The sequence below is a fragment of the Allobosea sp. BK604 genome, from assembly GCF_004341515.1.
Lineage (GTDB): Bacteria > Pseudomonadota > Alphaproteobacteria > Rhizobiales > Beijerinckiaceae > Allobosea.
In genome coordinates, this window is record NZ_SLZF01000011.1 from 203,423 (window position 1) to 229,016 (window position 25,594).

The following is a 25,594-nucleotide window of genomic DNA, read 5'->3' on the forward strand; positions in this document are numbered from 1 at the left end:
GGCTATGGAAATCCGTTTCGAGGAGGTCGCGAATAAAATTCTACATAACGGAATTATGTCAATAAAAATTCTTTTCCATGGAATTTGAAATTGACGAATTTTTACCCATGCCTCCTTCTTGAGCCATTGCAGATCACGTCCCGGCCGCGCCGGGACAGGGCCGTGCGGGGTGGTCATGGGCTTCCTGACGCTGGAATCGCTGAGCAAGATCTATGGCGATCTCGCTGCCGTGCGGGATGTCGATCTCAGCGTCGCCAAGGGTGAATTCGTATCGCTGCTCGGCCCGTCCGGCTGCGGCAAGACGACGACGCTGCAGATGATCGCCGGCCTGGTCGAGCCGTCCAAGGGCAGGATCATGCTCGACGGGCGCGACATCACCCGTCTCGCACCGAACAAGCGCGGACTCGGCATCGTCTTCCAGAGCTACGCGCTGTTCCCGCACATGACCGTGGCCGAGAATGTCGCCTTCGGCCTGGAGATGCGCAACGTGCCGAAATCCGAGCGCGCCGAGCGCGTCAGGACCATGCTCGGCCTGGTGCATCTCGGCCAGCTGGCCGAGCGCTATCCGCGCCAGCTCTCCGGCGGCCAGCGCCAGCGCGTCGCCATCGCCCGCGCCCTGGTCATCCAGCCTCCGGTGCTGCTGCTCGACGAGCCGCTGTCCAATCTCGACGCCAAGCTGCGCGAGGAGATGCAGTTCGAGCTGCGCCGCATCCAGCAGCGCGTCGGAACCACCACGATCATGGTCACGCATGACCAGGCCGAGGCGCTCTCGATCAGCGACCGCGTCGTCGTGATGGAGCTGGGGCGGATGACGCAGATCGACGCCCCGTACCGCCTCTACGAGAACCCGGCGACGCCGTTCATTTCCTCTTTCGTCGGCAAGATGAACCGGCTCGACGGCATCTGGCGCGGCGCGGGAGCTAGCGGCCATGCCGAGATCGCCGGCGTGAAGCTGCCGAGCGAAGCCGCCGATCTGGCGGACGGACAGGCCGTGGCGCTGTCGATCCGCCCGGAGAAGCTGCTGTTGCGGCAGGTCGGGCAGGGACGGCTCGACGGCACGATCGTCAACCGCTTCTTCCTCGGCAGCTACTGGCTGTTCACGGTCGAGACGCCGGTCGGCGTGATCTCGGTCTCCGTGCCGAATGATGGCGAGGAGCCGGCGAGCGAAGGTGCGAAGGTCGCGCTCGACTGGCAGCCGGCGAGCCTGCGGGTCGAGCCGGCCAGTGCCCGGGGAGACGCGGCATGAACCGGGCGCGCCCGGCTCTCACGCCCTGGCTGCTGGTCTCGCCGGGGACGCTGCTCTTCCTCGGATTGGTGGTCCTGCCGCTGATCCTGACCTTCATCCTGTCCTTCCACGTCTATGACCACACCACCGGCATCAAGAACGAGTTCACGTTCGCCCATTACGCCGCGGTGGTCTCGGACGATTATTATCTCGGCATCTTCTGGCGCACGCTGCGCCTCGCCGGGCTGACGACGCTGATCTGCGCGCTGATCGGCCTGCCCGAGGCCTATGTCCTGTCGCGCATGCGCGATCCCTGGCGCTCGGTCTTCCTGCTGGTCATCATCGGACCGCTGCTCGTCTCGGTCGTGGTGCGCGCCTTCGGCTGGAGCATGCTGCTCGGCTCGACCGGGCTGGTGAACCAGCTCCTGCAGTTGCTCGGCTTCGGCCCGGCGCGGCTGCTCTATACCGAGACGGCGATCGTGATCGCGCTCGTCCATGTCATGCTGCCCTTCATGGTGATCCCGATCTGGACCTCGCTCCAGAAGCTCGACCCGATGGTCGAGGCGGCCGCCTGGACCCTTGGCGCCTCGCGCTTCATGGCCTTGCGCCGGGTGGTGATGCCACAGGTCACGATGGGGATGCTCTCGGGCAGCCTGATCGTCTTCGGGCTCTCCGCCAGCGCCTTCGCCATTCCCGGCCTGCTCGGCGGCCGCAGGCTTAAGATGGCGGCAACGCTCGTCTATGACGAGTACATGCACGAGCTGAACTGGCCGCTCGGTGCCGCGATCGCGATCATCGTGCTCGTCGCCAACCTCATCATCATGCTGGCCTATAACCGCATGGTCGAGGCGCGCGCCCGCCGGACGCTGGGGTGAGCCCGATGCAGAAGAACGGGCCCATCGCGCTCCTTTTCCACACGCTCGTCGTCATCTTCATGCTGGCGCCGCTGGTGGTGATCTGCCTCGTGGCCTTCACGCCGGAGAACACGCTCTCGATTCCGACGACGAGCTTCTCGCTGCGCTGGTTCCAGGCGATCTTCGTCCATCCCGATTTCGTCGATTCCTTCGTCAACAGCCTGTGGCTGGCGACGCTCGCCGCTTCCATCTCGGTCGCGCTCGCGGTGCCGGCGGCGCTCGCCATCGACCGCTACCAGTTCCCGGGGCGCGACACCTTGAACGCGCTCTTCCTGTCGCCGCTGATCATTCCGCATCTCGTGCTCGGCGTCGCCTTCCTGCGTCTGTTTGCGCTGATCGGCGCCACCGGCAGCTTCGCCTGGCTGGTCGCGACCCATGTCATCGTGATCACGCCCTATGTGCTCAGGCTGGTCATGGCGGCGCTCTCGGGGCTCGACCGCAGTGCCGAGCAGGCGGCGCTGACGCTCGGCGCCTCGCACTGGACGGTGTTTCGCCGCGTCACCGCGCCGATGGTCCTGCCGGGCATCACCGGCGGCTGGCTGCTCGCCTTCATCAACAGCTTCGACGAGCTGACCATGTCGATCTTCGTGACCTCGCCGCAGACCGTGACGCTGCCGGTCAGGATGTACATGTACGCGACCGAATCCATCGACCCGATGATGGCCGCGGTCTCGGCGCTGATGATCGCGCTCACCGCCGCCGCCATGCTGGTGCTGGACCGCGCCTTCGGCCTCGACAAGATCCTCGTCGGCCAGAAGTGAGGCGCGAAACCATGCCGCTGCTCCACCGCATCGCCCGCCGGGATCACGAGGCCATCGCCTTCACGCTCGATGGGCATGCCTGCCAGGGCCGGGCCGGCGACACGGTCCTGACGGCGATCCTGGCCCAGGCCGAAAAGCTGCGCTTCAGCGAATTCTCCGCCAGTCCGCGGGCCGGCTTCTGCCAGATGGGCGCCTGCCAGGATTGCTGGGTGGTGCTGGAGAGCGGCGAGCGCCTGCGGGCGTGCTCGACCGCGCTCGGCGCCGGCATGCGCATCGCGACCAAGGGCAGGGCGGCATGAGCGGGCGGGCGCAACCCCTGATCATCGGCGCCGGCCCGGCCGGCATCCGGGCTGCCGAGGCGCTGGTCGAGGCCGGCCTGCGGCCGCTCGTCGTCGACGAGGCGCCGGCCTGCGGCGGCCAGATCTATCGCCAGCGGCTCGTGCCGGACGAGCGCAGCAGCGTGGCGCTCTACGGCTCGGAGGCGCCGAAGGCCGAGCGGCTCCATCGCGATTTCGCGGCGCTCGCCGGCAAGCTCGACTATTGGCCGCAGGCGCTGCTCTGGAATCTGCGCGACGGCAAGGCCGATATTGCCGTTGGCGGCGCCAGCCGGCAGGTCGCCTATGACGGGCTCGTGCTTGCCACCGGCGCCACGGATCGCGTGCTGCCGATCCCGGGCTGGACCTTGCCCGGCGTCTTCACGCTCGGCGGGGCGCAGATCGCGCTCAAGGCGCAGGGCTGCGCGATCGGCTCCAGGGTGGTCTTCGTCGGCTCCGGGCCGCTGCTTTATCTCGTCGCCTGGCAGTACATGAAAGCCGGTGTTTCCGTCGCGGCTGTGCTCGACACTGCGCCTTTCTCGGCCAAGTTCAACCTGCTGCGCGGGCTGGCGCTCGAGCCTGCCGTGATCCTGCGCGGCATGCGGATGACGGCGGAGCTCAGGCTGAAGGGCGTGGCGCTACGCTATGGCGTGCGCGACGTTCGCATCGAGGGCGAGGAGCGCGTTGGAGGCATCGCCTGGCGCGAGGATATCCGCGAGATGCACCTTGCCTGCGACGGTGTCGGCTATGGGCTGGCCCTGCGCCCGGAGACGCAGCTCGCCGATCTCGCCGGCTGCCGCTTCCGGTTCGATGCGCGCGACCGGGCCTGGCTGCCGGAGTGCGATGCGGCGGGACGCACCAGCGTGCCCGGCGTCTATCTGGCGGGCGATGGCGCCGGCATTGCCGGGGCTGATGCGGCCGAGCTCGCCGGCGAGCGCGCGGGGCTGGCGCTTCGCCAGGATCGCGGGCTGCCGCATGCGCCCGAGCGGGCAGCGGCGATCGAGCGCTCGCTCGCGCGGATCGGCCGCTTTCGCGACGTGCTGGAATTGGCTTTCCCGTTCCCGGCGCATTGGGCCAGGGACATGGCTGACGAGACGCTGGTCTGCCGCTGCGAAGAGATCAGCGCTGGCGAGATCAGGCGCGCCGCCGCGCATTTCGGCACCGGCGAGATCAACCGGCTGAAGGCCGTCAGCCGCATCGGCATGGGTCGCTGCCAAGGCCGGATCTGCGGCAGCGCCGCCGCCGAATTGCTGGCGGCGGAAACCGGGCGCTCCGTCGACGCGGTCGGCCGGCTGCGCAGTCAGGCGCCGATCAAGCCGATCCCGCTGACCATGGCGCTGGCGCAGCCGCAGGCGGAGGCGGCGGAATGAGCCGGCATCTCGACATCGACGTCGCCATCATCGGCGGCGGGCTGGTCGGCAGCTCGGCGGCGCTGGCGCTGCGCGGCATGGGTTTTTCCGTCGCGCTGCTCGACAAGGGCTATTGCGGGGCGCAGGCGAGCGGCGTGAACTATGGCGGCGTGCGCCGGCAGGGGCGCCCGCCCGAGCAATTGCCGCTGTCGCAGCGAGCCCATGCCGTCTGGCCGCGGCTCAAGGCGCTGATCGGCATCGACGGCGAGTTCCTCCGCTCCGGCCATCTCAAGCTCGCCCGTGACGAGGCCGACATGGCCGCGCTCGAAGCCTACAGGCGGAGCGTCGCCGGCCTCGGGCTCGATCTCGAACTGATCGGCCATAACGGCCTGCGTGAGCGTTTCGGCTGGATCGGCGACAACATCGTCGGCGCCTCGTTCTGTGCCGGCGATGGTCACGCCAATCCGCGGCTGGTCTCGACCGGCTTCGCCGCGGCTGCCCGCAGGGCAGGGGTGCATGTACTGGAAAACACGGCCGTTCAAGCCATTGCGCGCAATGGCCCGGGTTTCGCCTTGGAAGCGGGCGATGATCTCAGGCTGAGCGCGCGCCAGGTCATCAACAGCGCAGGCGCCTGGGCCGGCGCCTTCGCCGAGACCTTCGGCGAGCCGGTGCCGCTCTCGCGAATCTACCCTTCGATGGTCGTCACCGAGCCGCTCGATCCGGTCATGACCGTCAATATCGGCATGGAGGGCGGCGGCATCTATGCCCGCCAGGTCGAGCGCGGCAATTGCGTCGTCGGCGGCGAGCGTGGCCTGCCGCTCGACGATCCGGACTTTTCGCGTCCGCGCGGCGAGGGGGCGCTGGCGATCATGAACCGCACCGCCGAGCTGTTTCCGGCGCTGCGCCATGCCCATGCGATCCGCTTCTGGAGCGGCACGGAGGGCGCGATGCCGGACAGGAACCCGGTGATCGGGCCGAGCCTGACCACGCCCGGCCTGATCCACGCCTTCGGCTTCACCGGCGCCGGCTTCCAGATCGCGCCCGGCGTCGGCGAGGTGCTCGCCGAGCTCATCCGCGACGGCGCCAGCACGACCCCGATCGAGGCCTTCTCGATCGGCCGCTTCAGCACTTCCGCCCGCACTCACCCAGGCTCGGGTGCGGGGCAAAACGCAGAGCCACAACACGCAGGGGAGTCCAGATCATGATCAACCGCAATGCCTTGGCGGCAACCGTCGCCACCATCGCGCTTGCCGCCGCGGGAAGCGCGGTCGCGCAGACCAAGACGCTCTATGTCGGGATGAACGGGGGCAATTTCGAGAAGACCTTCACCCAGGCCGTCTTCCCGGAATTCGAGAAGGCCAACAACGTCAAGGTCGTGGTCGTGCCCGGCACCTCCTCGGACATCCTGGCCAAGGCGACCGCGGCCAAGGACAAGCCGCAGATGCATGTCATGTTCCTCGATGACGGCGTCATGGTCCGCGCCATCGGCGCCGGGCTCTGCGAGAAGCTGAAGCCCAGCCCAGAGCTCGGCGAAGTCACGCCCGGCGCCCATATGAAGGACGACATGGCGGTTGGCATCGACCTCGGCATGACCGGGCTCGGCTATAACAAGAAGCTCTTCGACGAGAAGGGCTGGGCCGCGCCGACCTCGTGGATGGACCTCGCCGATCCGAAGTTCAAGGACAAGGTCGTGTTCCAGTCGGCCTCGGCTTCGTCCTTCGGCCTGCACGCCTTCCTGATGTTCAACCGCATCCAGGGTGGCAACGAGAGCAATGTCGAGCCGGGCTTCACCAAGTTCCGCGACACGATCGGCAAAAACGTCATCGAGTTCATCCCGAGCTCGGCCAAGATCTCCGAGATGGCGCAGACCGGCGAGGCGGCGATCTTCCCGCTGACCCCGACCGCGATCGCGACCCTGAAGGAGAAGGGCATCGGCGTCGAATACGCCCAGCCGAAGGAGGGTTCGGTCGTGCTGATGGTGGCGCAATGCGTCATCGCCAACAATTCCGAGCCGGACCTGTCGCAGAAGCTCGCCGCCTACCTGCTCTCGGCCGATGCCCAGTCGAAGGCGCTCGCCGCCGGCAATGTCGTGCCGTCGAATCCCAAGGCCAAGGCCTCGACGCCGGATGCCGAGAAGAAGCTCGAAGCCTTCCACGCCAATATGAAGACGGCGGTGGTGCTGGACTGGGATGCGATCAACGCCAAGCGGCCGGAATGGAACAGCCGCTGGAACAAGATGATCGAGCGCTGAGCGCTCCGCCGTCATTGCGAGGAGGCGCAGCCGACGAAGCAATCCAGGGGACGTAGAGCACTGCCGCCCCTGGATTGCTTCGCGGAGCGTGTACTCGGGCTTGCCGAAGGCAAGACCCGGGTGCTCGCAATGACGATTTCAGTGACACTTGACACCCGCCGGATCGGCCAGGTCCTCCAGGATCGGGCAGTCCGGCCGGTCGTCGCCATGGCAGTTATGGGCGAGGTGGCGCAGGGTCCGTGCCATGCCCTGCAGCTCTGCGATCTTGGTCTCGAGCTCGCCGATATGCTTCAGCGCGAAGGCCTTCACATCGGCGCTGGCGCGGCTCTTGTCGCGCCAGAGCGCCAGCAGCTCGCGCGTCTCCTCGATCGAGAAACCGAGCGCGCGGGCCCGCTTGACGAAGCGCAGGCTGTGAATGTCCTCGCCCGCATAGACCCGGTAGCCGGATTCGGTGCGCGAAGGCGGCTGGATCAGGCCGATGCTCTCGTAATAGCGGATCATCTTGGCGCTGACGCCGGATGCCGTTGCAGCCTCTCCGATATTCATCGCGATCCTCGCTTCGTCATTCGGCCGGCGCCAGGCGCGGCTCGTGCTGCGCCGCTATGGGAGCGGCTGCCGGCGCGCGGAAGCGCCGGAGCCTCAGCGCATTGGCCAGCACGCTGACGCTGGAAAGCGCCATCGCCAGACCCGCGAACATCGGCGACATCAGGATGCCGAAGGCGGGGTAGAGCGCTCCGGCCGCGACCGGGATCAGCAGCACATTGTAGCCGAAGGCCCAGGCCAGGTTCTGCCGGATATTGGCGATGGTCGCCTGCGACAGCGCGATCGCCTTGGGCACGCCGTTGAGATCGCCCGACATCAGCACGATGTCGGCGCTCTCGATGGCGATATCCGTGCCGGTGCCGATGGCGATGCCGATATCGGCCTGCGCCAGGGCAGGTGCATCGTTGATGCCGTCGCCGACGAAGGCGACGCCGCTGCCGCCCTGCTGCATCGCCTTGACGATGGCGGCCTTGTCGGCCGGCAGCACTTCGGCCCGGACCTCGTCGATGCCGAGCTTCCGCGCGATCGCCTCGGCGGTGCGGCGGTTGTCGCCGGTCACCATGGCGACGCGCAGGCCGAGCTTGTGCAGGGTCGCGATCGCCGCGGGCGTCGTCTCCTTGATCGGGTCGGCAATGGCGACGATGGCCGCGAGCCTGCCGTCAATCGCCGCATAGAGCGGCGTCTTGCCGGCATCGGCGAGACGCTCGGCCTGGGGGCCGAAAGCGGCGACATCGATCTCGAGCCGCTGCATCAATCTGACGGCGCCGATCTCGATGCGCTTGCCCTCGACCGTGCCGCTGACGCCGATGCCCGGCTCGCCCGAGAAGTTCAGGGGTTCGGCGAGGACAAGGCTGCGCCGCTGCGCCTCCGCGACGATGGCGGCGGCCAGCGGATGCTCGGAACGGGATTCGAGCGAGGCGATCAGGCGCAGCACCTCGTCTTCGCCAAATCCCGCGGCGGCGACGATGTCGGTGAGTTCCGGCTTGCCCTTGGTCAGCGTGCCGGTCTTGTCGAAGGCGACGATCCCGGCGTCCTTCAGTCCCTGCAGCGCCTCGCCCTGGCGGAAGAGGATGCCGAGCTCGGCGCCCTTGCCGGTGCCGACCATGATCGAGGTCGGCGTCGCCAGCCCCATGGCGCAGGGGCAGGCGATGATCAGCACCGCGACCGCGTTGACCAGTGCATGCGACAGTGCGGGGCTCGGGCCGAAGACCATCCAGGCGGCGAAGGTGATGAGCGCCAGCGCGATCACCGCCGGGACGAACCACATCGTGACCTTGTCGACCAATGCCTGGATCGGCAGCTTGGCGCCCTGCGCCGCCTCGACGGTGCGCACGATCTGCGCGAGCACCGTGTCAGCGCCGACCTTCAAGGCCTTGAAGCGAAAGGCTCCGGTGCCGTTGATCGTGCCGCCGGTGACGGCCGCGCCCTTGTCCTTGCGGACCGGGATCGGCTCGCCGGTGATCATCGATTCATCGACATGGGAGGCGCCGTCGACGACCTCGCCATCGACCGGCACGCGCTCGCCCGGGCGGACGATGACGATGTCGCCGGGCAGGACGGCCTCGATCGCCAGATCCTGCTCCTTGCCGTCGCGCAGGACCCGCGCCGACCTGGCCTGGAGCGACATCAGGTGGCGGATCGCCTCGCTGGTGCGGCCCTTGGCGCGCGCCTCGAACCAGCGGCCGGTCAGGATCAGCGTGACGATGACGGCGCCGGCCTCGAAATAGGTATAGGCGGTGCCGGCCGGCAGCAGGCCGGGCGCGAAGGTCGCGACGACCGAATAGAGATAGGCCGCGCTGGTGCCGAGCATGACCAGCGAGTTCATGTCGGGCGCGCCGCGCAGCAGCGCCGGCCAGCCCCTCTGCAGGAAGCGCAGGCCGGGACCGAACTGGACGAAGCTCGCCAGCGCGAAGGCGAAGAGCCTGACCGGCTGCTCGCCGATCGTGCCCGCCAGAAAATGGTGCAGCGCCGGAAACAGATGCGAGCCCATCTCGATGACGAGCAGGGGTAGCGTCGCGATGGCGGCGATGATGACCGAGCGCTTCAGGCTGGCCTGCTCGGTCTCGCGTGCCGCGCGCTCGCGGTCGGCCGCATCGCTGCCGTTGCCGACCGGAGCGGCCTTGTAGCCGGCGGCGGCGACCGCTGCGATGAGCTGCGGCATCAGGTCGTTGCCCAAGCCATGGACCGTGGCGCGCTCGGTGGCGAGGTTGACGCTCGCGTCGCTGACGCCGGGCACGGCCTTCAGCGCCTTCTCGACCCGGCCGACGCAGGAGGCGCAGGTCATGCCGGTGACGGACAGGTCGATCGTCGTCTCTGCCGGCTGGTAGCCGGCCTTGCGGATGGCCTCGGCGACCGCGCCCGGCGCCGGGCCGGTCTCGGCCAGCGTGAGGTGAGCGCGCTCGGTCGCGAGATTGACGCTGGCGTCGGTGACGCCCGGCACGGCCTTGAGAGCGCGCTCGACGCGGCCGACGCAGCCGGCGCAATGCATGCCATTGATCTTGATATCGAAAACGGGGGCGGGGCCGGCGGCCTCCTTCGCCATCGTCACGGTCGCCATGACTTGTCTCCAGACTTTGATGGCAAGTCATATGGGGCTTCCCATCATGGGAAGGTCAAGGGGCTTGGCGCGCCTATTTTCGAGCGCGGGAAACGCCAGTCCGGCCACGGCAAAACGGAGCCAGGGAACCTGCGGTAAGGCCCTGTATCCTATGACGAATCCCGGATATCGGCGGTGCCGCTGCCCGCCTGGGATGACGGGCGGGAGGTGTCTGCCTCGGGATCGATCAAGGCCTGCAGAGCCTCGATATGCAGGCCGCCGGCCTTCAGCGCCTTGCTTTCGATGGCGCGATAATGGGCCACGACCTCGCGGCCGAGCGGGGTGAGTTCGGCGCCGCCGCCCCTGGCGCCGCCGGGCTGGGCCTCGACCAGCGGGGTCCTGAACATGCGGTTGAGGTCGTCGATCAGCAGCCAGGCGCGGCGATAGGACATGGCCATGGCCCGGCCGGCACCGGAGATCGAGCCGGTTTCCGCAACCGCCTCAAGCAGCGCGATCTTGCCGGGGCCGAGTCGGCCGCCGGGTGAGAAGTCGAGCCTCAGGCTCATCTTCACGGCGGGGAGGGGCTGCGGCTCAGGCATCGGCTGGTCCTTGCTGATGCGCCAGCTTAGCCGGGTTCGTCGCGGCTGGCACCGCCACGGCCGTAGCTTCTACTGATTCAGCTTGCGCCATATGCCGCCGGATACAGCGATCATGCCCTCAAGGTGCGTCGATGGAGACGCTCTTGATCACCGCATAGACCGGCCGGCCGGGCGCCAGCGCCAGTGCCGCGACGGATTTCGCCGTCAGCCGGGCCACCACGATCTCGCCGCTGCAATCGATGCGCAGGTCGATCGCACCGCCGCCATTGCGCTCGCCGATCTCGGCGATGGTGCCGGAGAGAACGTTGAGCGCGCTGATGCCGTCGAGCGGCGTGAGGCTGACCAGGACGTCGCTGGCGAGGATGCGCACGCGCAGCCTGTGTCCGGCGACAAGCCCGGCCCGCGCCACCTGCAAGGGGCCGGCACGCGTATCGAGCCGCGTCAGGCCGTATTCCGTATCGAAGCCGGCGATCGTCGCCTCCAGCAGCGAACTGGCCTCGGGCGCGCCGGGCAGGCGGGCCATGTCGAGCCGAGACATAATTTCGGCAGTCGGGCCGCAAGCCTTGACCGCGCCCTCATCGACGATGGCGAGCGTCGTCGCAAGCCGGGCGACCTCGGCGGCGGAATGCGAGACATAGACGATCGGGATCGCCATCTCGTCGCGCAGCCGCTCGATATAGGGCAGGATCTCGGCCTTGCGGGCTTCATCGAGCGAGGCGAGGGGCTCGTCCATCAGCAGGAGGCGCGGGCGGGCGAGCAGGGCGCGGCCGATGGCAACACGCTGCTTCTCGCCGCCGGACAGGCCAGCCGGGCGGCGCTCGAGCAGATGGCCGATGCCGAGGAGATCGAGCACCATGGGCAGGTCGGCGCCGTCTTCCGGCGCGCGCGGCGTGAACCAGCGGCCAAAGAGCAGGTTCTGCCGCACGGTGAGATGCGGGAAGAGTCTGGCCTCCTGGAAGACATAGCCGATGCGGCGGCGATGCTTCGGCACGAAGATGCCGCGCCTGGTATCGACGAGGACCTGGCCGTCGACGGTGACATGCCCGGATTGCGGCCGGATCAGCCCGCCGATGATGTTGACCAGCGAGGTCTTGCCCGAGCCGGAGCGGCCGAACAGTGCCGTCAGCCGTCCGTTCGAGGTAAAGGCGGCGTCGAGCATGAAGGCGCCGAGCCGATGCTCGACCGCGATGTCGAGGACGGCGGTCATTCGATCGCGATCCGCCGCCCGACGAGGCGCGCCATGTATTCGGAGATGAACAGGGCCGAGACCGAGACCGCGATCGAGATCAGGGTCAGCCGCATCGCGCCGGCTTCGCCGCCTGGCACCTGGGTGAAGGTGTAGATCGCCGAGGGCAGGGTCTGCGTCTCGCCCGGGATATTGGAGACGAAGGTGATGGTGGCGCCGAACTCGCCCATCGCCTTGGCGAAGCAGAGGATCATGCCGACGAGAATGCCGGGCAGGCAGAGCGGCAAGGTCACCACCGCAAAGACCCAGAACGGGTTGGCGCCGAGCGTGCCGGCGGCATCCTCGAGCTTGCGGTCGACTGCCTCGATCGAGAGCCGGATCGCCCGCACCATCAGCGGGAAGCCCATCACCGCCGCGGCGAGGGCAGCGCCGGTCCAGCGGAAGGACAGGACGATGCCGAACCAGTCATAGAGGAACTGGCCGATCGGCCCGCGCCGGCCGAAGCCGATCAACAGCAGGTAGCCGGTCACGACCGGCGGCATGATCAGTGGCAGATGGACGAGCGCGTCGAGGACGGATTTGCCCCAGAAGCGGCCGCGTGCCAGCAAAAAGGCGACCCCGACCCCGAGGGGCAGGCTCGCCAGCATCGCCGTGGTCGCGACGATCAGGCTGAGCCTGACCGCCGTCCATTCCTCAGGAGATAGCCAGTCCGTCACGAAGACGAGGCGGGCTTGTTCAGCACCGTGAAGCCCTGCTTCTCGAAGGCGGCCTTGGCGGCCGGGCCACGCAGATAGGTCAGGAAGGCCTGCGCGTCGGCGTTGGTCGCGTCCTTCGTGACGGCGACCGGATAGACGATCGGCGGATGGCTGTCCTCGGGGAAGGTCGCGACGACCTTGACCTGCGGGTCGGCTGCGGCGTCGGTGGTGTAGACGATGCCGAGCGGAGCCTCGCCGCGCGAGACGAGCAGGAGCGCGGCGCGAACATTGTCGGCCTGGGCGACCTTGTCCTTGACCTTGTCCCAACCGCCGAGCTTCTCCAGCGCCGCCTTGCCGTATTTGCCGGCCGGCACGGAATCGACATTGCCCATGGCGAGGCGGCCGGAGCCGAGCACGCCGGTGAGGTCGACACCCGACTTCAGGTCGATCTTGGCGGCGGAATCCTTGGCCGCGACCAGCGCGATGCGGTTGGCGAGCAGGCTGACGCGGGTATCGGGCTTGATCAGGTTCTTGGAGGCCGCATAGTCCATCCAGTCGAGGTCGGCGGACATGAAGATGTCGGCCGGCGCGCCCTGCTCGAGCTGCTTGGCGAGCGCGTTGCTGGCCGCGTAGGAGATCTTCGGGGCGGGCTTGCCGCTCTCCTTGACCCAGCCGGCGGCGGCTTCATCCAGCGCGTTCTTCAGGCTGGCGGCGGCGAAGATCACGAGTTCCTTCGACTGCGCCTGGGCCGCGCCCGAAAGCGAGGCCATTCCCATGAGGAAGGCCGTGGCAAAACCAAGAACCTGGCGGCGGCTTGTCATTGTATCGTCCCCTGCAATGGCTATCGCTGTGTACCGTCGAATATAGCGATCGTTGCGTGCCGTCGAGAGCCGTGTCAATCACAAGGCTGCGCGGACTTGCACCACGCCGTGAGCATGTCGCCGCAGCCAGAGCAGGAGAGACGTCCATGAAGATCAGCGCCCGCAACCAGCTCAAGGGCCGCGTCGTCGAGATCACCAAGGGCGCGACCACCGCCCATGTCCGCATCGATATCGGCGGAGCGGTCGTGACCGCCTCGATCACCAATGCAGCGGTCGACGAGCTCGGGCTCATCGTCGGCCAGGACGCCTATGCCGTGGTGAAGGCGTCGGACGTGATGATCGCGGTGGATTGAAGTCCCACGCGTCATGCTCGGCCTTGTGCCGAGCATCCACGTCTTGAACACCGGATCAGGCCAGCGAAGACGTGGATGGTCGGGACAAGCCCGACCATGACGGAGACGCTGGTGATAGCGAGAGGCGAGGCGCTCGAGGCTCGCCCGAGAGCATTTCCGCGTCTCTCCGAATCGCGGAACTGCTCTATCTCTTTGTTTTAACGCATTTTCTTTGCGCGAACCGGTACCCACTTCGCTCGAAAATGCTCTACGGGTGCTTGTGGATCGGGTCGACCCAGTAGACCTCTTCCGGCTTCTCGACCGGGTCGACATCGGTGATGTTGACCACCACCGCCTCGTTGTCGGAGCGCACCAGAACGCATTCGAGCGGCTCGTCGGGATTGGCGTTGATCTCCTGGTGCGGCACATAGGGCGGCACGTAGATGAAATCGCCAGGGCCGGCCTCGGCGGTGAATTCGAGCCGCTCGCCCCAGCGCATCCGCGCCTTGCCGCGCACGACGTAGATCACGCTCTCCAGCTCGCCGTGATGATGCACGCCGGTCTTGGCGTTGGGCTGGATCGAGACCGTGCCGGCCCAGATCTTCTGCGCGCCGACACGGGCATGGTTGATCGCCGCCTGCCGGAACATGCCGGGCGTCTGGGCGGTGTTGGAGTCGAGCTTGTCGCCGGTGATGACGCGCACGCCGTCATGTTTCCAGCGCGGCTCGTGATCATGGTCGTGGGAATGCGGGTGATCGTGGTCGGCCATTGCGATGCTCCTGTCGGCGCAGATTAGCGCATCGGCCCGAAAAGTGGATCGCGGTTTTCGGAAAAGCCGATGCGAAACCAAGAAGCCAGATCATGAGACCGGACACGATATCCGGTCCCATGATCCAGCGCCGGCAGGCCGCCGGGCAAAGCCGAAGCTCAATACTTGATCACGCCGAAGCGGCGGAAGGCGTCGTGGATACGGTCGGCATAGGTGTTGAAGCTCGGATAGTCGCCGAGATGGGCCGGGCGGGGACGCGGCAGTTCGATCGCGATCTCGTCGACGATCCGGCCAGGCGTCGGCGACATCACCAGCACACGATCGGAGAGGCCGATCGCCTCGTCGATCGAATGCGTGATGAAGACCACGGTCTTGGCCGTTTCCAGCCAGAGCATTTCGAGGTCGTGGCGGATCTGCGTGCGGGTGATGGCGTCGAGCGCGCCGAAGGGCTCGTCCATCATCAGCACGGACGGGTCATGGATCAGCGCGCGGGCGATCGAGACGCGCTGGCGCATGCCGCCGGAGAGCTGCTTGGGATAGCGGTCGAGCGCATGCGAGATGCCGAGCTTGGCGAAAAGCTCGAGCGCACGCTCCCTCGCCGGCCCCAGCGGCAGGCCGCGAATCTCCGCCTGGAGCATGACGTTCTCGATCGCCGTCCTGAATTCCAGCAGCAGATGATCCTGGAAGACGATGCCGATATCGGTGAGCGGCGAGGTCAGCGTCTTGCCATCGACCAGCAATTCGCCGGAGCTGACCGGGATCAGCCCGGCCGCCATCAGCATGAAGGTGCTCTTGCCGCAGCCGGAGGGGCCGATCAGGCTGACGAATTCGCCGCTCCTGATCTCGAGATCGAGCCCGTCGACGGCCGTGAAGCCGCCGAAGGTCTTGACGACGCCGCGCCCCTGGATGGAGGCGGCGCCGTTCGCGGATGGTGCTGTTGTCAGGCTCACCACGGCCTCAGGAGCAGGCGGGCGCGGAGGCCGGCACGAGATCGGTCGTGTAGTAATCGGTGATCGGCTTGTCCTTGGGCAGGCCGAGATATTGCGTCAGCAGCTCGAAGGTCACCGTCCAGTTCTTCTCCGGCACCTTGCCGAGCGAGGCGGCTCCCGGCGCGCAAAGCAGCTTGTTGACGACGTCGAACTGGCTGAGCACCTGCGCCTTCTTCACCGAGGGGAACTGGGCCACGACCGCGTCGGCGGCAGCGTCCGGGTTCTTGCGGGCGGCATCCCAGCCCTGCAGGCTCGCCTCGACGAATTTCTTGTAGAGCTCGGCATCGGCCTTGATCCGGTCGTCACGGGCGATGATCGAGAGGCCGACGGTCGGCACGCCGACATCGCGGTAGAAGATGTCACGGACCTTGAAGCCGCGCTCGCGGATCTGGACCGAATGGAAATCGGCGCCGCCGAGGATGGCGTCGACCTTCTTCTCCAGCAGCGCGCCGACGAAGGCGCCGGGGTCGATATTGATGACGTCGACCTTGCTCTTGTCGATGCCGTTGCTGGCGAGGATCGCATCGAGCAGCGTGGTCTGTGCCGTGCCGGGCTGGACGGCGACCTTCTTGCCGACGAGGTCCTTGGGCGAAGCGATGCCGCTCTCCTCCAGCGAGATGATGGCGAAGCCGTTGGTCTGCAGGACGGGGGCGATGATCTTGACCGGCGCGCCCTTGGTGCGCAGCTGCATCGCGGCCGGCGCATCGGCGAAGCCGATATCGGTCTGGCCAGTCGCGACCATCTGCGCGGTGGTGGCGGAGCCCTTCCCCTCCTCGATGGTGAGGTTGATGCCGGCCTTGTCGTAGAGCCCCATCTGCTTGGCCATCATGAAGCCGGCATTGGGGGCGGCGGCGAGGAAGTTCAGCGTGATCTTCATCGGCTTGCCGCCGCTCTGGGCGAGCGCGGTCGTGGCGCTGAGCGCGAGCGCGGCGGCGGCGGTGATCAGCAGGCGTCTGTTCATTTCGATCCTCCCAGATCCGGTTTTCCGGTTTGCGTTTTGGTGCGATTCAACCCTTGCGCTGCCAGGGCATCAGCAGGACCTCGAGCCCGTCGACGAGGTAGCTGAAGACGATGCCGACGACGCTGAGCGCCACCAGGCAGGCGAAGATCAGCGGCATGTCCAGAAAGCTCGTGCCGCGCAGCAGGAGATAGCCCAGGCCCGAGTTGGCGCCGACGAACTCGCCGACGATCGCGCCGGTGGCGGCGAAGACGGCCGAGACCTTGAGGCCGGAGAAGATGTAGCTCAGCGCCGCCGGCACCCGGACATAGCGGAAGGTCTGCCAGGCGGAAGCGCCCATCGAGCGGGTGAGATAGAGCACACGCTCGTCCAGCGCCCTGAAGCCCGTCATGCTGGCGACCAGCGTCGGGAAGAAGCAGAGCAGGAAGGTCAGCAGCACCTTGGGGAACAGGCCGAAGCCGAACCAGACGACGAAGAGCGGGGCGATCGCGATCTTCGGCACGAGCTGGAAGAAGACGATGACCGGATAGACCGCCTTCTCCAGGATCTTCACGGAGACGATGATGTAGCCGAGCGGGATCGAGATCACCGCTGCCATCAGGAAGCCGAGCACGATCTCGTTGGCGGTGACGAGCGTGTGCTGCGCGATCAGGGCGCGATCGGTCCAGAGCCGCTCGAAGAAGTCGCTCGGCACCGGCAGGATGTATTCGGGGATGCCGGCCAGCGGCACCAGCCATTCCCAGATCAGCAGCAGCGCCGAGAAGCTGGCCAGCGGCCAGGCGATGGCGGAGGCCCAGGCGCGGACCGCGCTCGGCTGCAGGTCACCGGCATTGGCGGCGGGCAGGGCGGCGCTGTCGTTGCTCATGACTGTGCTCCCGTCTGCAGCAGCGCCCGGCCGTTCGGCGCGGGCGCCTGCTGCGCCGCGCTCTGGCGCCGGCGCAGCGGCCAGATCCCGGCCATCTCGGCTGCGGCCTTGCCGAGCGCTTCGGCGATCGCGGCGTGTCGCTCCGGCTGCATGCGCGCCGTCGGGCCGGCGACGCTGAGCGTGCCGGCGATTGCGGCGTTGCCGTCCGGCGAGGCCCGAAAAGTCGTCGCCATGGCGACGGCGCCGAGCTCGCCTTCCTCATTCGCGAGCGCGAAGCCGCGCCGGCGGGTCTCGTCGAGATGCTGTCGCAGCGCATCGACGCCATCGACCGCGTTGGGGCCGGTGCGGCCCTGGAACCCGCGGGCGCAGACGATGCGCAGGGCCTCGTCCTCCGGTAGCGAGGCGAGCCAGGCCTTGCCGGTCGCCGTGGCGTGCAGGACGATTTCGGAGCCCATCGGCGGCTCGTAGCGCAGGCCGGCGGTCGCGCCCTGCGAGCGGGCGATCCAGACGAGGTTTTCGCCCTCGACCACGGCCAGCCGGCAATATTCGCCGGTGGCGCGCGCCAGGCCGTCGAGCACGATCTGCCCGGCATCGGGCAAATGACGCTGGTCGAGATTGCGGAAGGCGAGGAGCGCGAGCTTGAGGGTCAGGGCATAGGCGCCGCTCGCGGCATCCTGCGCAACGAAGCCGCGCTCGGCCAGGGTCGAGAGCAGGCGATGGGTTGCGGACGCCGGAAGGTCGAGCCGCTCCGCGAGCGCACCGAGGTCGACGCCCTCGGCCTCGCCCGACAGCGTCTCCAGCATCTTCAGCGCGCGCTCGACCGCTCCGACCGTCAATGTTCCACCCTGTTATTCTTGGACGATTCTGTTATTTTTGGAATAGCATTCCAATTCAGAATTGAGTTTCGTATAGAAGCGAGGGGAGGCCGAGTCAACGAGCCTCCGGCAGCGCGAGGAAACGCAGGATGAGTCTGGCAGGCGAAGGCGCGGTCGCGATCTGGCACGACATCGCTCCCGAAGGGCGCGGCGAGTTCTATGCCTGGCATGGCCAGGAGCACATGCCGGAGCGGCTCGGCATTCCCGGCTTCCTGCGTGGGCGGCGCTATGCCGCGATCGAGGCCAATCTCGAATTCTTCAACCTTTACGAGGCTTTGAGTGTTGAAGTTCTGAAAGGGCAGGATTATACGGCGCGCGTCAACGCGCCGACACCCTGGACGCTCGCGACCGTGAAGCATTTTCGTTCGGTCGCCCGCTCGCTCTGCCGTGTCAGCCATTCGGCCGGGCCGGCGCAGGGCGGGCTGATCGCGACGCTGCGCTACGATGTGCCCGATGAGGGCGCGGCCGAGCACAAGGCGAGGCTGCTGCGCCAGACCATCCCCGACCTCCTCGCCAAACCCGGTGTCGCCGGCGTGCATCTCCTCACGGCCGATGCCGAGGCCAGCGGCGTCGCCACGGCCGAGCAGAAGGCGCGCGGCGTCGCCAATGCGGTGCCGCGCTGGGTGCTGCTGCTCGAAGGCTGGGGCGACGAGGCGGATTTCGTGAAGCTGGCCAGGGACGAGCTCTCCGTTGCGAAGCTGGAAGCGCTCGGCGGCGAGGGCCCATTCGATCTCGGCATCTATCGCCATCAGATCACCCGCACCAAGACAGCCTGGAGCGCGGGGTGATGGCGGCGCGCTACAATCTTCGGGGCCGCAGGGCCATCGTCACCGGCGGGGCCGGCGGGTTGGGGCGCGGCATCGCCCAGGCGCTGATCGATGCAGGCGCGACCGTGGAGCTCTGGGACGCGAACGAGGCGGCCCTGGCCCTGGCCGCCGCCGATCTCGGCCCGGCCGCGAGCGCCCGCCATCTCGACATCACCGATGCCGCCGCCGTCGAGATCGGGGCGGAGGCCGCCTTCCAGAGTGGCGGCCGCATCGACATCCTCATCAACAATGCCGGCGTGCTCGGTGAGGTGAAGCCGGTCTGGGAAACTTCGCCGGAGAATTTCCAGCGCGTGCTGCAGGTCAACCTGTTCGGTGCCTATCTCGTGACGCGCGCCGTGGTCGGGCGGATGCGGGCGCAGGCGCCGCGCGAAAGCGCCGTGCCGCAGCACGCGCTCCGCGGCCATGTCGTCAACATCGCCTCGATCCAGGGCAAGGAGGGCATGGCGCTCGCCGCAGCCTACAGCGCCTCCAAGGCCGGGTTGCTGGCGCTGACCAAGAGCGTCGCCAAGGAGACGGCGAAGGACGGGATCATCGTCACCGCCATCACCCCGGCCGCTGCCGAGACGGCGATGGCGAAGGAGATCACGGCCGAGCGGCGCGCCGACATCCTCGCGCGCATCCCGATGGGCCGCTTCGTCGAGATCGAGGAAGTCGCCAGGATGGTGCTCTGGCTCTCCTCCGACGAATGCTCGTTCTCTACCGGCGGAGTTTTCGACCTGTCGGGCGGCCGGGCGACCTACTGATCGTTCTTCGGTGAAGGCGGATCAGTCCTCCGTCATGCTCGGCCTAAAGCATTTTCGAGCGAAGTGGACACCGGTTCGCGTGAAGAAAATGCGTCAAAACAAAGGGATAGAGTATTTTCGTGATTCGAAGAAACGCGGAAATACTCTGGTGCCGAGCATCCACGTCCTGAACACCGCCCTCAATCGAGGAAGACGTGGCTGGCCGGGACAAGCCCGACCATGACGGGAGGCGGTCTGCCGACGCGCGCGTCCGTCTCTCAGCCCTTCTTGGCCGGCCCGGTCGCGATCGGGCGGTCGCTCGCGCCCCATTCGGCCCAGGAGCCATCATAGATCGCCCGCGCCGGCTTGCCGATCGTCTCCAGCGCGGCCGAGAGGATCGCGGCCGAGACGCCGGAGCCGCAGCTCGTGATCATCGGCTTGTCGAGGTCGACTCCGGCCTCCGCGAAGGCGGCCGCGATCGCTTCGGGCGATTTCAGTGCGCCGTCCGCGACGATCGCGGGGAAGGGCAGGTTGAGCGAGCCCGGCATATGTCCGGAGCGGACGCCTGGACGGGGCTCGGGCGCCTCGCCGCGAAAACGGTCGGCCGGGCGGGCATCGACGACCTGGACCGCGCCATTGCCGAGCGCGCGCTCGACATCGCCGGCATCGGCGATGGCCGAATGGTCGAGCCGCGCGGTGAAGCTGCGGGCGGCGCGGGGGCGTGGCGCACCATCCTCGATCGGCCGGCCTTCCGCCTGCCATTTCGGGAAGCCGCCTTCGAGAATCACCACGTCCTTGGCGCCGAAGGTCTTGAAGGTCCAGCGCACGCGCGGGGCCGAGAACAGGCCGAGCCCGTCATAGACGACGATCTTCATGCCGTCGCCGATGCCCATGGCGCCGACGGTCGCAGCGAAGGCCTCCGGCCGCGGCAGCATATGCGGCAGGTCGGAGCTGGTATCCTTCACCGTGTCGATATCGAAGCGCAGCGCGCCGGGAATGCGGCGCTCCGCATACTCGGCATGCGGATCGCGTCCATGGACGGGCAAGTACCAGGAGCCGTCCACCACCACGACATCGGGAGCGTCCAGGCGCTCGGCCAGCCAGTCGGTGGAGACGAAGACATCATCGCGAGCCATGTGGCGTTTCCCGTTCTTCAGGCCGATCAGGCGAGCGCGATGCGCACGCGCCGGTTCTGCTTGCCCTTCTTCTCGATATCGGTGACCGCGACAAGGCCGATCTCGGAGGTGTTGCGCACATGCGTGCCGCCGCAGGGCTGCAGGTCGATGCCCTCGATCGAGACCAGCCGGACCCGGCCCGAGCCGCGCGGCGGCTTGACCGACATGGTCTTGACCAGGCCGGGATTGGCATCGAGCTCCTCGTCGGTGATCCAGCGCTCGGACACGGCGGCATTGCGGGCGACGAGCTCGTTCAGCTTCTCAGTGACCTCGGCCTTGTCGAGCCCGCCCTCGGGAATGTCGAAATCGAGCCGGCCGTCGCCATCGCCGATCGAGCCGCCGGTGACGGGGAAGGGCAGGACGACGCTGAGCAGGTGCAGCGCGGTGTGGATGCGCATGCGCTTCAGGCGCCTGTCCCAGTCGAGCACCAGCGTCACCGTCTCGCCGACCTGCGGCGCGCCCTGGCCCTCGGCCGGAACATGGATGACCTGACCCTTGTCCTCCTTGTTGTAGATCGTGGTGCCGATTGCGATTTCCGAGCCGTCAGCACGCCTGAGCTTGCCGACATCGCCCGGCTGGCCGCCGCCGGTGGCGTAGAAGATGGTGCGGTCGAGCACGATGCCGCCGAGCTCGTTGACCGCCTCGACCTTGGCCTCGGCTTCGGTGAGATAGGCATCGTCGCGAAACAGCAATTCGGTCGGCATCGGCTTCAAATCCCGGATATTGATTGTGCTGGCGCAGGGTGCGCCGGTCGCGGCGGACGATGCACCGAATGCGCGCTGCGCGCCAGAGCGGCATCGCCCCTGCGGCCTTGCCCGTTGCGCCGGGGCGGGGCGGGGCTGTAAGCCCTGAGGAGAGCCTCGGAGAGCCCATGTCATTGCCGCGCATGCAGCCGAAGGACGGCGTCGCCTGGATCACCGGCGCCAGCTCGGGCATCGGCGCGGCCGTGGCACTCGAACTGGCCCGGCGCGGCTGGACGGTGGCGATCACGGCGCGCCGGCTCGAGCTGCTCGAAGCGATCGCCGAGCGTGCCGTCGGCCTGCCCGGCCGCATCGTCGCCCATGCCGGCGATGTCACCGATGCGGACGCGATGCGCACGGTCGTGGATGGCATCGAGCATGTGCACGGGCCGATCGCGCTGGCTTTCATCAATGCCGGCATGGCGCCCTATTCCAAGGATGCGCCGCTCGATCTCGGGGCGCTCGATCGCGCGATCGAGGTCAATCTGCTCGGCGTCGCACGCAGCCTGTTTCCGGTGCTCGAGCGGATGAAGGCGCGCCAGCGCGGCCAGATCGCGGTCACGGCTTCCGTCGCCGGCTATGGCGGCCTGCCGGGAGGACCGGCCTACGGCACCTCCAAGGCCGCGGCGATCCATCTCTGCCAGGCGCTCAAGCTCGATTGCGACCCGCTCGGCATCCGGGTGCAGGTGGTCAATAACGGCTTCGTCGATACGGAGATGACGCGCCGGCACAACCGCTACAAGATGCCGCTGCTGATGCCGGCCGAGGAAGCGGCGCGGCGCGTGGTCGACGGCTTTGCGCGCGGCGGCTTCGAGATCGTCTTTCCGCGCCGCATGGTCTGGCCGCTGAAGCTGATCAACCTCTTGCCCTATCCGCTCTATTTCGCGCTGATGCAGCGCTTCGCCAACCGGCGCCGGCCGGGGTCTCCGGGTGCGGACCCCTAGAGCATTTCCGCGTTTCTTCGAATCGCGAAAATGCTCTATCTATTTGTTTTAACGCATTTTCTTCACGCGAACCGGCATCCACTTCGCTCGAAAATGCTCTAGGATCCGTCCTCCAATAGCAGGACACTAAGCGAAGCGCGCCTCGAGCCATGAGACGGCGAAAGCCGTGATCGCGGCGGCGTCGACTAGCACGCTCTGCGCATGGCCGATCCTGCCCTGGCTACCTCGGCCCGAGGCGAGGAATTCGGAGACGATCGTGGCGAAATAGTCGTCGGGCAGGCCGGGCACGACCGGGTCGGAGGTGTCGAACTCCTCGACCATGCGCCAGAGCGTGCCCTCCGTGGTCGCGAACGGCACCTCATAGCGCTTGCTCCGCTTGCCGGCGATATCGGCGAGATGCTCGGCATGGTGCAGCAGGGTCATGGTGTCGAGCGGGGCGCCGAGCATGAGCACCTTGCCGCCGCAAGCGACGAGCTTCGCCAGCGGCGAGCCCTCGCCATAGCCGTAGTCGAGCGCGTGGTCGGCCGTGAACCATTCGGCCTTTGCGCCGAGGGCCGCAACCGAGGCACCGGGATTGCCGCTGCGCCGCGCGCCGGGCCGCGTGCGCAGGAATTCCGGCAGCACCCCATTGTCGCGGATGGCGCGGGAGGCGGCGGCATCGAAAGGCGGGACATGCGCGCGCCATTCGGCCGGCACACGGCCTTCGCCATCGAGCAATTCGTCATAGCGGGCGTCCCAATCGGCATAGGCCAGCACCGTCCCGTCCGGACCGAGCGCTGCGAGCGCGGCGTCGATCAGCGCGTCCGGGCCGTTGAGCAGCCGGCCGACCTGGCTGACCGCGGCATGGATCATCAGCGAATCGCCGGCGACGACGCCGAGGCGCTCCAGGTCGTCGCGCAGCCTGACGCGGGTGACGAACGGCTGATCCATCTCGGGCGCTTCAATCCGATTTCAGCGTCGCCAGCGCATCGAGCGCGCGGCGGCGGCCGAAGTCGAGATCGACGATCGGCTCGGGATAGGTCTTGCCCAGGCTGATCCCGGCCGGCTTGAGTGCGGTCGCGCTCGCTTTCCAGGGCTGGTGGATGTCGCGGTCGTCCAGCTCCGCGATCTCCGGAATCCAGCGGCGGACATAGGCGCCCTTGGGGTCGAATTTCTCGCCCTGCGTCACCGGATTGAAGATGCGGAAATAGGGCGCGGCATCGGCGCCCGAGCCCGCAACCCATTGCCAACTCGCCGGATTATTGGCCGGGTCGGCATCGACGAGCGTGTCCCAGAACCAGGCCTCGCCCTGGCGCCAGTCGAGCAGCAGGTGCTTGATCAGGAAGGAGGCTGCGATCATCCGCACCCGGTTGTGCATCCATCCGGTGCTCCAGAGCTCGCGCATGCCGGCATCGACGATCGGATAGCCGGTCAGGCCGCGCTGCCAGGCGCGTAGCGCCGTCCCGTCCTTGCGCCAGGGGAAGGCATCGAAGCGCCGATTGTAATTGTCGGTGGCGAGATCGGGATTGTGGAAGAGCAGGTGATAGGAGAATTCGCGCCAGCCGATCTCAGAGAGGAATTTGTCGATATCGCCCTGCAGGCGCGGATGGGCATGGCCGGCGGCCTGGGCCGCATGCCAGATCTGCCGAGGGCTGATCTCGCCGAAGCGCAGATGCGGCGAGAGGCGCGAGGTCCCCGGCTTGTCGGGCCGGTCGCGCGCCTCGCCATAGCCGGAGATCGCGCCGTCGAGGAAATCGCTGAGCGCCTCGCGCGCGCCGGCCTCTCCGGGCGTCCAGGCCTCGCGCAGGCCGCCGGCCCAATCCGGTGTCCTGGGTTCAAGCGCGAGTTCGCCATGCGCGACTACATATTTCCCGAGCGTGCCGGGGAGGGGCAGGGCCCTGATTCTCCTGGGTGCCGGCTTCGGCGCGGCCGGCTCGCCCCTGGCCCGCGCCGCACGCCAATAGGGCGTGAACACCTTCATCGGCGTGCCGGCGGTGGTCGTGACCTCCCAGGGCTCGTTGAGGAGATTGGCACCATGGCTCTCGACGGTGATTCCCTGCGCGGAGAGCTTGGCCTTCAACGCCTTGTCGAGTTCGACGGCGGCCCCGTCGTAACGGCGATTCCAGCTGACGAAATCGGTTTTGCAGGCTGCGGTGGTCTCCGGAATCAGCACGGCCGGGTCACCACGCATCAGGGTGAGCTCGCCCCCTTTCGCCGCAAGGCTGTCCGCCAGGGCGGCAAGAGAACGCGACAGCCACCAGCGCGAGGCGCCGCCCAGCGCACGGCAACGCGACGATTCGTCGAGGATATAGAGGCAGAGCACGGGGCCGCGCGCTGCCGCAGCCGCGAGGGCGGGATTGTCGGCGAGCCGGAGATCGTCGCGGAACCAGACCAGGGAGGGTGCGCTCATCGCAAGCTTGCCGAAGCCTTCCTTCCGTACCGCCTACCGATTCGTCTGGCGCGCACGATATCGGCCTCGCTGGAGGCCGGCGACACGGGAACTGCCGATGAGCCGAAAAGTTCGGAAGGAGCCAGGCTCGCGCGCGACTGCGCCGCGGGCGCCGTTGAGGCGGCCCGGCCGGAAACCAGCGATGGTTGGGAGATTGGAGGCCTCGCCCGGAATCGAACCGGGGTGCAAGGATTTGCAGTCCTCTGCGTAACCACTCCGCCACGAGGCCATCCCGGAATTGCCATAGGGCAAATTCCTTAGCGCCGCGTATAATCACATGGCGGGCCTGTCCGCAACCGAAACCGACGCCATGCACAGGCAAGCTTGTGGGCAGGCAATTTCCTGCCATGTGATTGTCGCAAGGGGCTTGCGCCCTCGGGGGAGCGCCGCTATACGCCGCCCATCGGTCCCGGATAGCTCAGCGGTAGAGCAATCGACTGTTAATCGATTGGTCGCAGGTTCGAATCCTGCTCCGGGAGCCAGCATCTTCACGATCCAGCTCCACACGCCCAAAAGCACCGGCTCACTCGGCGCTTTCGCGACTTCGCGGCTTCCTTAGAAGCAGATCGCCGTGCCGTTCTTCATCGTGCACGTCGTGGTGGGCTTGCCGATGTCGATATCCTCAGGCGAGTCGACGAAATCAGCCGTACGCTGCTGGCTGCCGATATCGGACGGGCCCAACGCGCTGAGCGCCGGCTCCCGATCGGCCACGGCGCAGCCTGCCAGCGTCAGGCACCAAATCACGACAATGAGTGTTTTCATCCCTAGTCCCCTGT

27 protein-coding genes and 2 tRNA genes are annotated in these 25,594 nt (G+C 67.5%); 12 read left to right on the forward strand and 17 right to left on the reverse strand.

The window, feature by feature from the left end; all coding sequences use genetic code 11:
* Positions 1–175: 175 nt before the first annotated feature.
* The 7 genes from EV560_RS29300 to EV560_RS29330 are packed head-to-tail and all read left to right on the forward strand — an operon-like array spanning position 176 to position 6,814.
* Positions 176–1,246 carry an ABC transporter ATP-binding protein gene (locus EV560_RS29300; RefSeq protein WP_131859375.1) on the forward strand — a complete coding sequence of 357 codons (1,071 nt, stop codon included), beginning with the start codon at positions 176–178 and terminating at the stop codon, positions 1,244–1,246.
* The gene (locus tag EV560_RS29305) at positions 1,243–2,100 is read left to right on the forward strand and encodes an ABC transporter permease (RefSeq protein WP_131859376.1); all 858 of its coding nucleotides are present in this window, start codon (positions 1,243–1,245) and stop codon (positions 2,098–2,100) included. The genes EV560_RS29300 and EV560_RS29305 overlap by 4 nt, the downstream gene beginning before the upstream one ends.
* Positions 2,101–2,105: 5 nt before the next feature.
* Complete coding sequence (locus EV560_RS29310) at positions 2,106–2,900, forward strand: ABC transporter permease (RefSeq protein ID WP_131859477.1); 795 nt, start codon at positions 2,106–2,108, stop codon at positions 2,898–2,900.
* An 11-nt stretch (positions 2,901–2,911) separates the two neighbouring features.
* Positions 2,912–3,199 carry a (2Fe-2S)-binding protein gene (locus EV560_RS29315; protein ID WP_131859377.1) on the forward strand — a complete coding sequence of 96 codons (288 nt, stop codon included), beginning with the start codon at positions 2,912–2,914 and terminating at the stop codon, positions 3,197–3,199.
* Positions 3,196–4,584: an NAD(P)/FAD-dependent oxidoreductase gene (locus EV560_RS29320; RefSeq protein WP_131859378.1), complete on the forward strand. Its 1,389-nt coding sequence runs from the start codon at positions 3,196–3,198 to the stop codon at positions 4,582–4,584. Before EV560_RS29315 ends, EV560_RS29320 begins: the two co-directional genes overlap by 4 nt.
* Positions 4,581–5,768: an NAD(P)/FAD-dependent oxidoreductase gene (locus EV560_RS29325; protein WP_131859379.1), complete on the forward strand. Its 1,188-nt coding sequence runs from the start codon at positions 4,581–4,583 to the stop codon at positions 5,766–5,768. The genes EV560_RS29320 and EV560_RS29325 overlap by 4 nt, the downstream gene beginning before the upstream one ends.
* Positions 5,765–6,814 carry an extracellular solute-binding protein gene (locus EV560_RS29330; RefSeq protein ID WP_131859380.1) on the forward strand — a complete coding sequence of 350 codons (1,050 nt, stop codon included), beginning with the start codon at positions 5,765–5,767 and terminating at the stop codon, positions 6,812–6,814. Before EV560_RS29325 ends, EV560_RS29330 begins: the two co-directional genes overlap by 4 nt.
* 138 nt (positions 6,815–6,952) lie before the next feature.
* Here EV560_RS29330 and cueR read toward each other — a convergent pair whose 3' ends face one another.
* The 6 genes from cueR to modA form a co-directional block, all read right to left on the reverse strand.
* Positions 6,953–7,360, reverse strand: coding sequence for a Cu(I)-responsive transcriptional regulator (gene cueR / locus EV560_RS29335; protein WP_131859381.1), 408 nt, complete (start codon positions 7,358–7,360; stop codon positions 6,953–6,955).
* A 16-nt stretch (positions 7,361–7,376) separates the two neighbouring features.
* A complete protein-coding gene (locus EV560_RS29340; protein ID WP_207908146.1) occupies positions 7,377–9,914 on the reverse strand; it encodes a heavy metal translocating P-type ATPase in 2,538 nt (845 codons plus the stop codon).
* Positions 9,915–10,063: 149 nt separating this feature from the next.
* Complete coding sequence (locus EV560_RS29345) at positions 10,064–10,492, reverse strand: winged helix-turn-helix domain-containing protein (RefSeq protein WP_131859382.1); 429 nt, start codon at positions 10,490–10,492, stop codon at positions 10,064–10,066.
* A gap of 118 nt (positions 10,493–10,610) precedes the next feature.
* Positions 10,611–11,699 (reverse strand): molybdenum ABC transporter ATP-binding protein, encoded by a 1,089-nt coding sequence (gene modC / locus EV560_RS29350; protein ID WP_131859383.1) that lies wholly within the window; start codon positions 11,697–11,699, stop codon positions 10,611–10,613.
* Positions 11,696–12,394, reverse strand: a complete 699-nt coding sequence (modB, locus tag EV560_RS29355) for a molybdate ABC transporter permease subunit (protein ID WP_131859384.1) — start codon at positions 12,392–12,394, stop codon at positions 11,696–11,698. Before modB ends, modC begins: the two co-directional genes overlap by 4 nt.
* Entirely contained in the window at positions 12,391–13,194 is an 804-nt protein-coding gene (gene modA, locus EV560_RS29360; RefSeq protein WP_131859385.1) for a molybdate ABC transporter substrate-binding protein, read from the reverse strand. The genes modB and modA overlap by 4 nt, the downstream gene beginning before the upstream one ends.
* Positions 13,195–13,340: 146 nt before the next feature.
* Between modA and EV560_RS29365 the strand changes: the two genes are divergently transcribed.
* On the forward strand, positions 13,341–13,547 hold the full coding sequence (locus EV560_RS29365; RefSeq protein WP_131859386.1) for a TOBE domain-containing protein: 207 nt from the start codon (positions 13,341–13,343) through the stop codon (positions 13,545–13,547).
* Positions 13,548–13,794: 247 nt separating this feature from the next.
* Here the strand turns inward: EV560_RS29365 and EV560_RS29375 are convergent, their stop codons facing one another.
* From EV560_RS29375 to EV560_RS29395, 5 genes are all read right to left on the reverse strand, one after another.
* Positions 13,795–14,295, reverse strand: coding sequence for a cupin domain-containing protein (locus EV560_RS29375; RefSeq protein ID WP_131859388.1), 501 nt, complete (start codon positions 14,293–14,295; stop codon positions 13,795–13,797).
* A gap of 158 nt (positions 14,296–14,453) precedes the next feature.
* Positions 14,454–15,245 carry an ABC transporter ATP-binding protein gene (locus EV560_RS29380; RefSeq protein ID WP_248312257.1) on the reverse strand — a complete coding sequence of 264 codons (792 nt, stop codon included), beginning with the start codon at positions 15,243–15,245 and terminating at the stop codon, positions 14,454–14,456.
* Positions 15,246–15,252: 7 nt separating this feature from the next.
* Complete coding sequence (locus tag EV560_RS29385) at positions 15,253–16,245, reverse strand: ABC transporter substrate-binding protein (RefSeq protein WP_131859390.1); 993 nt, start codon at positions 16,243–16,245, stop codon at positions 15,253–15,255.
* A gap of 46 nt (positions 16,246–16,291) precedes the next feature.
* Positions 16,292–17,107, reverse strand: a complete 816-nt coding sequence (locus EV560_RS29390) for an ABC transporter permease (RefSeq protein ID WP_131859391.1) — start codon at positions 17,105–17,107, stop codon at positions 16,292–16,294.
* Positions 17,104–17,943 carry an IclR family transcriptional regulator gene (locus EV560_RS29395; protein ID WP_131859392.1) on the reverse strand — a complete coding sequence of 280 codons (840 nt, stop codon included), beginning with the start codon at positions 17,941–17,943 and terminating at the stop codon, positions 17,104–17,106. Before EV560_RS29395 ends, EV560_RS29390 begins: the two co-directional genes overlap by 4 nt.
* A gap of 128 nt (positions 17,944–18,071) precedes the next feature.
* Here EV560_RS29395 and EV560_RS29400 point away from each other — a divergent pair, with 128 nt between their 5' ends.
* Both EV560_RS29400 and EV560_RS29405 read left to right on the forward strand, forming a co-directional pair.
* Positions 18,072–18,770, forward strand: a complete 699-nt coding sequence (locus EV560_RS29400) for a hypothetical protein (protein ID WP_131859393.1) — start codon at positions 18,072–18,074, stop codon at positions 18,768–18,770.
* Entirely contained in the window at positions 18,770–19,552 is a 783-nt protein-coding gene (locus EV560_RS29405) for an SDR family NAD(P)-dependent oxidoreductase (RefSeq protein WP_131859394.1), read from the forward strand. The genes EV560_RS29400 and EV560_RS29405 overlap by 1 nt, the downstream gene beginning before the upstream one ends.
* 257 nt (positions 19,553–19,809) lie before the next feature.
* Here the strand turns inward: EV560_RS29405 and sseA are convergent, their stop codons facing one another.
* Positions 19,810–20,667, reverse strand: coding sequence for a 3-mercaptopyruvate sulfurtransferase (sseA, locus tag EV560_RS29410; protein WP_131859395.1), 858 nt, complete (start codon positions 20,665–20,667; stop codon positions 19,810–19,812).
* Positions 20,668–20,693: 26 nt separating this feature from the next.
* Positions 20,694–21,410, reverse strand: a complete 717-nt coding sequence (locus EV560_RS29415; RefSeq protein WP_131859396.1) for an alanyl-tRNA editing protein — start codon at positions 21,408–21,410, stop codon at positions 20,694–20,696.
* A gap of 167 nt (positions 21,411–21,577) precedes the next feature.
* Here EV560_RS29415 and EV560_RS29420 point away from each other — a divergent pair, with 167 nt between their 5' ends.
* Positions 21,578–22,390, forward strand: a complete 813-nt coding sequence (locus EV560_RS29420; RefSeq protein WP_131859397.1) for an SDR family NAD(P)-dependent oxidoreductase — start codon at positions 21,578–21,580, stop codon at positions 22,388–22,390.
* A 126-nt stretch (positions 22,391–22,516) separates the two neighbouring features.
* Here the strand turns inward: EV560_RS29420 and aac(3) are convergent, their stop codons facing one another.
* The 3 genes from aac(3) to EV560_RS29435 all read right to left on the reverse strand — a co-directional run bounded on the left by aac(3) (position 22,517) and on the right by EV560_RS29435 (position 25,047).
* Positions 22,517–23,320: an aminoglycoside 3-N-acetyltransferase gene (aac(3), locus tag EV560_RS29425; RefSeq protein WP_131859398.1), complete on the reverse strand. Its 804-nt coding sequence runs from the start codon at positions 23,318–23,320 to the stop codon at positions 22,517–22,519.
* 10 nt (positions 23,321–23,330) lie between these two features.
* Positions 23,331–24,779, reverse strand: a complete 1,449-nt coding sequence (locus EV560_RS29430; protein WP_131859399.1) for a cryptochrome/photolyase family protein — start codon at positions 24,777–24,779, stop codon at positions 23,331–23,333.
* Between the two features lie 194 nt (positions 24,780–24,973).
* Positions 24,974–25,047 (reverse strand) — tRNA-Cys (locus tag EV560_RS29435).
* 178 nt (positions 25,048–25,225) lie between these two features.
* Here EV560_RS29435 and EV560_RS29440 point away from each other — a divergent pair.
* Positions 25,226–25,300, forward strand: a tRNA-Asn gene (locus EV560_RS29440).
* A 73-nt stretch (positions 25,301–25,373) separates the two neighbouring features.
* Here the strand turns inward: EV560_RS29440 and EV560_RS29445 are convergent.
* Positions 25,374–25,580, reverse strand: coding sequence for a hypothetical protein (locus EV560_RS29445; RefSeq protein ID WP_131859400.1), 207 nt, complete (start codon positions 25,578–25,580; stop codon positions 25,374–25,376).
* Positions 25,581–25,594 lie beyond the last annotated feature (14 nt).

Excerpts from the sequence above, each read along its gene's own strand:
- EV560_RS29300 (WP_131859375.1), top strand. The coding sequence starts at position 176 with ATGGGCTTCCTGACGCTGGAATCGCTGAGCAAGATCTATGGCGATCTC.
- EV560_RS29305 (WP_131859376.1), top strand. The coding sequence starts at position 1,243 with ATGAACCGGGCGCGCCCGGCTCTCACGCCCTGGCTGCTGGTCTCGCCG.
- EV560_RS29310 (WP_131859477.1), top strand. The coding sequence starts at position 2,106 with ATGCAGAAGAACGGGCCCATCGCGCTCCTTTTCCACACGCTCGTCGTC.
- EV560_RS29315 (WP_131859377.1), top strand. The coding sequence starts at position 2,912 with ATGCCGCTGCTCCACCGCATCGCCCGCCGGGATCACGAGGCCATCGCC.
- EV560_RS29320 (WP_131859378.1), top strand. The coding sequence starts at position 3,196 with ATGAGCGGGCGGGCGCAACCCCTGATCATCGGCGCCGGCCCGGCCGGC.
- EV560_RS29325 (WP_131859379.1), top strand. The coding sequence starts at position 4,581 with ATGAGCCGGCATCTCGACATCGACGTCGCCATCATCGGCGGCGGGCTG.
- EV560_RS29330 (WP_131859380.1), top strand. The coding sequence starts at position 5,765 with ATGATCAACCGCAATGCCTTGGCGGCAACCGTCGCCACCATCGCGCTT.
- cueR (WP_131859381.1), bottom strand. The coding sequence starts at position 7,360 with ATGAATATCGGAGAGGCTGCAACGGCATCCGGCGTCAGCGCCAAGATG.
- EV560_RS29340 (WP_207908146.1), bottom strand. The coding sequence starts at position 9,914 with ATGGCGACCGTGACGATGGCGAAGGAGGCCGCCGGCCCCGCCCCCGTT.
- EV560_RS29345 (WP_131859382.1), bottom strand. The coding sequence starts at position 10,492 with ATGCCTGAGCCGCAGCCCCTCCCCGCCGTGAAGATGAGCCTGAGGCTC.
- modC (WP_131859383.1), bottom strand. The coding sequence starts at position 11,699 with ATGACCGCCGTCCTCGACATCGCGGTCGAGCATCGGCTCGGCGCCTTC.
- modA (WP_131859385.1), bottom strand. The coding sequence starts at position 13,194 with ATGACAAGCCGCCGCCAGGTTCTTGGTTTTGCCACGGCCTTCCTCATG.
- EV560_RS29365 (WP_131859386.1), top strand. The coding sequence starts at position 13,341 with ATGAAGATCAGCGCCCGCAACCAGCTCAAGGGCCGCGTCGTCGAGATC.
- EV560_RS29375 (WP_131859388.1), bottom strand. The coding sequence starts at position 14,295 with ATGGCCGACCACGATCACCCGCATTCCCACGACCATGATCACGAGCCG.
- EV560_RS29385 (WP_131859390.1), bottom strand. The coding sequence starts at position 16,245 with ATGAACAGACGCCTGCTGATCACCGCCGCCGCCGCGCTCGCGCTCAGC.
- EV560_RS29390 (WP_131859391.1), bottom strand. The coding sequence starts at position 17,107 with ATGAGCAACGACAGCGCCGCCCTGCCCGCCGCCAATGCCGGTGACCTG.
- EV560_RS29400 (WP_131859393.1), top strand. The coding sequence starts at position 18,072 with ATGAGTCTGGCAGGCGAAGGCGCGGTCGCGATCTGGCACGACATCGCT.
- EV560_RS29405 (WP_131859394.1), top strand. The coding sequence starts at position 18,770 with ATGGCGGCGCGCTACAATCTTCGGGGCCGCAGGGCCATCGTCACCGGC.
- sseA (WP_131859395.1), bottom strand. The coding sequence starts at position 20,667 with ATGGCTCGCGATGATGTCTTCGTCTCCACCGACTGGCTGGCCGAGCGC.
- EV560_RS29415 (WP_131859396.1), bottom strand. The coding sequence starts at position 21,410 with ATGCCGACCGAATTGCTGTTTCGCGACGATGCCTATCTCACCGAAGCC.
- EV560_RS29420 (WP_131859397.1), top strand. The coding sequence starts at position 21,578 with ATGTCATTGCCGCGCATGCAGCCGAAGGACGGCGTCGCCTGGATCACC.
- EV560_RS29430 (WP_131859399.1), bottom strand. The coding sequence starts at position 24,779 with ATGAGCGCACCCTCCCTGGTCTGGTTCCGCGACGATCTCCGGCTCGCC.
- EV560_RS29445 (WP_131859400.1), bottom strand. The coding sequence starts at position 25,580 with ATGAAAACACTCATTGTCGTGATTTGGTGCCTGACGCTGGCAGGCTGC.